General features: G+C 73.0%; 4 protein-coding genes and 1 pseudogene. 3 read left to right on the top strand and 2 right to left on the bottom strand.

Annotated features, from left to right (window positions below):
- Both ACWCSD_RS48635 and ACWCSD_RS48630 read left to right on the top strand, forming a co-directional pair.
- The coding region (locus tag ACWCSD_RS48635) for a MarR family winged helix-turn-helix transcriptional regulator (RefSeq protein WP_449925971.1) at positions 1-538 on the top strand (538 nt) is incomplete at its 5' end.
- Between the two features lie 12 nt (positions 539-550).
- A pseudogene (locus ACWCSD_RS48630) lies at positions 551-943 on the top strand (SRPBCC family protein); the annotation flags it as partial.
- 84 nt (positions 944-1,027) lie between these two features.
- Here ACWCSD_RS48630 and ACWCSD_RS48625 read toward each other — a convergent pair.
- A complete protein-coding gene (locus tag ACWCSD_RS48625) occupies positions 1,028-2,221 on the bottom strand; it encodes an alpha/beta hydrolase family protein (RefSeq protein ID WP_449925968.1) in 1,194 nt (397 codons plus the stop codon).
- A 121-nt stretch (positions 2,222-2,342) separates the two neighbouring features.
- Positions 2,343-3,188, bottom strand: a complete 846-nt coding sequence (locus tag ACWCSD_RS48620; RefSeq protein WP_449925965.1) for an SDR family NAD(P)-dependent oxidoreductase — start codon at positions 3,186-3,188, stop codon at positions 2,343-2,345.
- Between the two features lie 124 nt (positions 3,189-3,312).
- Between ACWCSD_RS48620 and ACWCSD_RS48615 the strand changes: the two genes are divergently transcribed.
- The gene (locus tag ACWCSD_RS48615) at positions 3,313-4,275 is read left to right on the top strand and encodes an RNA polymerase sigma-70 factor (protein ID WP_449925973.1); all 963 of its coding nucleotides are present in this window, start codon (positions 3,313-3,315) and stop codon (positions 4,273-4,275) included.
- Positions 4,276-4,447: the final 172 nt, after the last annotated feature.

The following is a 4,447-nucleotide window of genomic DNA, read 5'->3' as shown; positions in this document are numbered from 1 at the left end:
GCCGTCGCACACCTGGCCGGCGTCGAAGGGCACGTTCAGGTACGAGTGCTCGTCCGGCGGGATGACCAGCAGGCGGGCCGGGCTCAGCGCGCCGGCCGAGGGCCGGCCCCTGTACGCCGGGCTGCGGGCGCTCGACGTGCCCGAGGAGCCGGTCGCCAGGCTCTGGCACGCGGCGACGCTGCTGCGGGAGCACCGCGGGGACGGCCACAACGCCGCCCTTGTCACCCACGGCATCGGCGGCACCGAGGCCCACGTCCTCATGGCCGTCTCCCTCGGGATGCGGGCGGAGGAGTTCGGCCGGATCCACCACCTGCCCAAGGCCCGGCTGACCGCCGTGGTCGACGGGCTGCGCGACCGCGGCCTCGTGGACGCCGCCGGCGGGTTCACCGACGCCGGCCGCGAGACCAAGCAGCGGATCGAGGCGCTCACCGACGAACTGGCCGCGCCGGCGTACGACGTGCTCAGCCCGGACGAGCTCGACGAGCTGGCCGCGGAGCTCGAACCGATCGCCGCCGCGGCATCGGCCTCCGACCACTGAAAGGACCCGGCCATGACGAGCACTGCGGACTACCGGACGACCATGCGGGTGAAAGCCGCTCCCGACGCCCTCTTCGACGCGCTCACCACCGTCACGGGCCTCGCGGCATGGTGGAACCCGGCGACCGGGTCCGGCACGACCGGCGGCGAGCTCCGGTTCCTCATGAACGCCCCCGAGCCCCTCGTGATCCACGTCGAGGAGGCGACCCGGCCGACGTCGGTGCGCTGGACCGTCGTCGACTGCCCCTTCCTGCCCGACTGGATCGGCACGAGGCCCACCTTCACCGTCACCCCGGCCGACGGCGACACGTCCGAGCTCGTCTTCCACCACCGGGGCCTGAGCCGGGACCTGGAGTGCTTCGGCATGTGCAGCCGCAGCTGGCAGCACTACATGACGAGTCTGCGCGACCACCTGGAAGCCGGGGGCGGAAGCCCGTTCGGCAGCCCCGCGGACAGGGCGCGCCGGCGAGCACAGGCGGCCGGCCCGGCCTCATGGGTTCTGGAAGGCCACTTCCGGGTTGGCGGCGGACGGGCCGTCCAGCAGGGGCTGCTGCTCGCCGCGGAGGTGCCGGCCGAAGAAGGCGCCGACGTACGACGTGGTGATCTCGCCTGACCGCTTGCCCGACAGGGGCGCGGCCGGGTCGACGATCCCCACCTGGGCGCCCAGGATGGGCAGGTCGATGAAGGTGAAGTGGCCGGAGTCGGCCACGGTGAGCCAGCGCTTCCAGCCGTCCAGGCGGGGCCAGTCCCGGGTCCAGGTGGTGTCGGCGGCGCCGGGTGAGTGCTGGACCTTGGTGCCGAGCATGAGGAACGGCCGCCCGCCGAGGCCGGAGACCGCGACCGGGGCGAAGAACGAGCCGTCCAGGTTCGCCCCGGCGCGGACCCGCCGGTCGGCGGCCATGACACCGGCCGCGGCGTTGCCGCCGAGCGAGTGGCCCGCGGCGCCGATCCGGCGCGGGTCGATCATCTGCCAGTGCCGCCAGGCGGGCGCGGACCGTGCGGGACGGATCAGCCGGTCGATCACGAAGGACAGGTCGGCCGCCCGGTTGACCGCGGCCTTGGCCATCAGCTCCTTCTCCGCCTCGTCGGAGGGGGCGCTCTCCACCGTCTCGCACGCGACGCAGGTCAGGGTACGGCCGCCGGGGAAGGTCGTGCCGAACGACTCGTAGGCGTGATCGACGAGGGCGACGACGTAGCCCCTGGAGGCGAGGTCCTCGGCGAGCGTGGTCAGGGTGGCCCGGTTGAGGGTGAACCCCGGGGAGAGCACCACCAGGGGGTGCCGGCCGCCGACGGGACGGGCGTTCAGGTGCGCGTTGGTGCTGACGCCGGCGAGTTGCCCGGGCTTGAAGACGGCGTCGAGCTTCTGCCCCTTGAGGAGCAGCCGGGCCTCGTCGACGGTCATGTACGGCGCGGCGCTCCCGCCGGTGCGCGCCGGGAAGTACACCGAGACCATCAGCTCGCGTGCTGCTGCGGGCACCCACGGGTCGCGGCGGTCGGCGTCGACGAGATGCAGGGTGTCGCGACCGACTTCGTACTGGCCGGTGGGGTGCGGGATCGCCACGCGCACGTCGGAGATGCCCGCGGCGGAGGCGGCAGCGGCGGGCGCCGCCGCCGCGGCCGCCGCCGGGAGGGCCAGGGTCAGGGCGAGGAGGAGGGGGGCGGGGTTACGGCGAGTTCTGATCATGCACAGAACTGTAGAAATGACGCCACCACCCCCCACATGCCCGAAAGACAGGCTCGGACCCTTACTTTTGTCAGGGGTCAGGACCGGTGTTCTTGTCAGGGGTCAGGACCGGGCAGGCCGGTCAGCCGGCTCGGAGCGAGCCGTGCGCCTCGATCGAGAGGTCCTGCCAGTCGGCCCAGGTCTGGAGCCGGTCGGCGTAGGCCTGCTGGATCAGCGGGTGGAAGCCCTTGCCGAACAGCACCCGCATCGGCGGGTTGGCGGAGTCGACGAGCTTCAGGAGCGCCTGCGCCGCGGCGGCCGGGTCTCCCGCGGGCATCTTCTCCGCCATCGCACCGAGGCGCTGGCGCAGACCGTCGTAGGCCGGGTCGGTCGTGGCCATGTGGCCGTTGGCGAGCGGGTCGGGGTTGTTGCCGTTCCGGGTGGCGAAGCCGCCGGGCTCGACGATGGTCACCTTGACGCCGAACTCGGCGACCTCGCCGGCGAGCGCCTCGTTCAGGCCCTCCAGGGCCCACTTGGAGGCGTGGTAGGCGCCGCCGAGCGGCATGGCGATGACCCCGGCGGCCGAGGACAGCTGGATGATGTGCCCTGAGCGCTGCTCGCGCAGGTACGGCAGCGCGGCCTGGACCACCCACACCGCGCCGAACAGGTTGGTCTCCAGCTGGTCGCGCAGTTCCTGCTCGGTCAGCTCCTCGACCGCGCCGACCTGGGCGTAACCGGCGTTGTTCACGATGACGTCGAGCCGGCCGAAGTGCTCCTTCGCCCGCCGCACGCTCTCGAAGACCGCGGCCCTGTCGGTCACGTCCATCTCCAGCGGGAGCACCGCGTCGCCGTGGACGTCGACCAGTTCCTTCAGGCTCGCGGTGCTCCGGGCGGTGGCGGCGACCCGGTCACCGCGCGACAGGGCGGCCGCCACGAAGTTGCGGCCCAGGCCGCGGGACGAGCCGGTGACGAACCAGACCTTCTGCATGCTGTGCTCCTTTCAGTTGTTACACCCCCTGGACGAGACAGCCCCGCACGGATGTGAGCTCGGGCGAGTGTGACCTGCGACACTTTGTCGCCTTTGTCCAGCCATGGTGGTACCAATGGTCGGCGTGACCCGCACCGAGGAGTTCCAGGAGCTACGGCCGCTGCTGTTCGCGATCGCCTACCGGATCCTGGGCAGCGTGAGCGAAGCCGAGGACGCCGTCCAGGAGACCTGGCTGCGCTACGAGGGCGCCGCAGCCCAGCCCGACTCGCCCAAGGCCTTCCTGTCGGCGACGGTGACCCGGATCTCGATCGACGTGCTGCGCTCGGCCCGCGTCCGGCGCGAGGCCTACGTCGGGCCGTGGTTCCCCGAACCGCTGCTGACCGACCCCTACCAGGACCCGGAGCGGTCGGCGGAGTTGGCCGACTCGGTGTCGATGGCGGCGCTGATCCTGCTGGAGCGGCTGAGCCCGCTGGAGCGCGCGGTCTTCGTGCTGCGCGAGGTGTTCGCCTTCAGCCACCGGGAGATCGCCTCAGCCGTGGAGCGGTCGGAGGCGGCCTGCCGCCAGCTCGCGGTGCAGGCGCGCCGCCACATGGACGCGGGCCGCCCCCGCTTCCAGGCCGATCGCCGGTCCCGGGACCGGCTCGCCGGGCGGTTCTTCGGCGCGCTCAGGGAGGGGGACGTCGAAGGGCTGCGGGAACTGCTGGCCGCCGACGTCCGGCTGGTCAACGACGGCGGCGGCAAGATCGGCAGCACGCTGCCCGTCCTCGGCCTCGCGAAGGTGGCGCGCGTGCTGTCCGCCGCCGTCGCGCCGTTCGCCCGGATCGGCGCGGTGCTGGAGGCGCACGAGGTGAACGGCCAGCCGGGCGCGATCATCCGCGACCGCGACGGTCAGATCGTCAGCATCTGGACGCTCGACATCCTGGACGGACGCATCCAGACCATCCGCTCGATCGTCAATCCCGACAAGCTCCGGCACCTCGGCCCCGTCGCCGACGCCCACGCGGTCATCCGCGAGAAGAAGCAGCGGGCACGCGCGGCGGCGCGGGGCGGTGCGCCGGTCACCGGCGTGCCGGACGAGCCTCGGTGACCGGCGGCCCCACCGACGCAGCGGTCCGCCGGGCTCGCGCCAGGACGGCCGGACCGCTGCGCCGACGTTCTAGTCGGTGAGCAGGATGTCGTCCAGGCTCCCTCGTCGGCCCCGCCGAACAGGCCGAGGATCGGCGCGCCCAGCTCGGCGGCGTGCTGGGCGGGGCCGGGGC

The organism is Nonomuraea sp. NPDC001684, assembly GCF_053596515.1.
The sequence above is the reverse complement of the archived record's forward strand: the minus strand, read 5'-3'. Positions and strand labels throughout refer to the sequence as shown.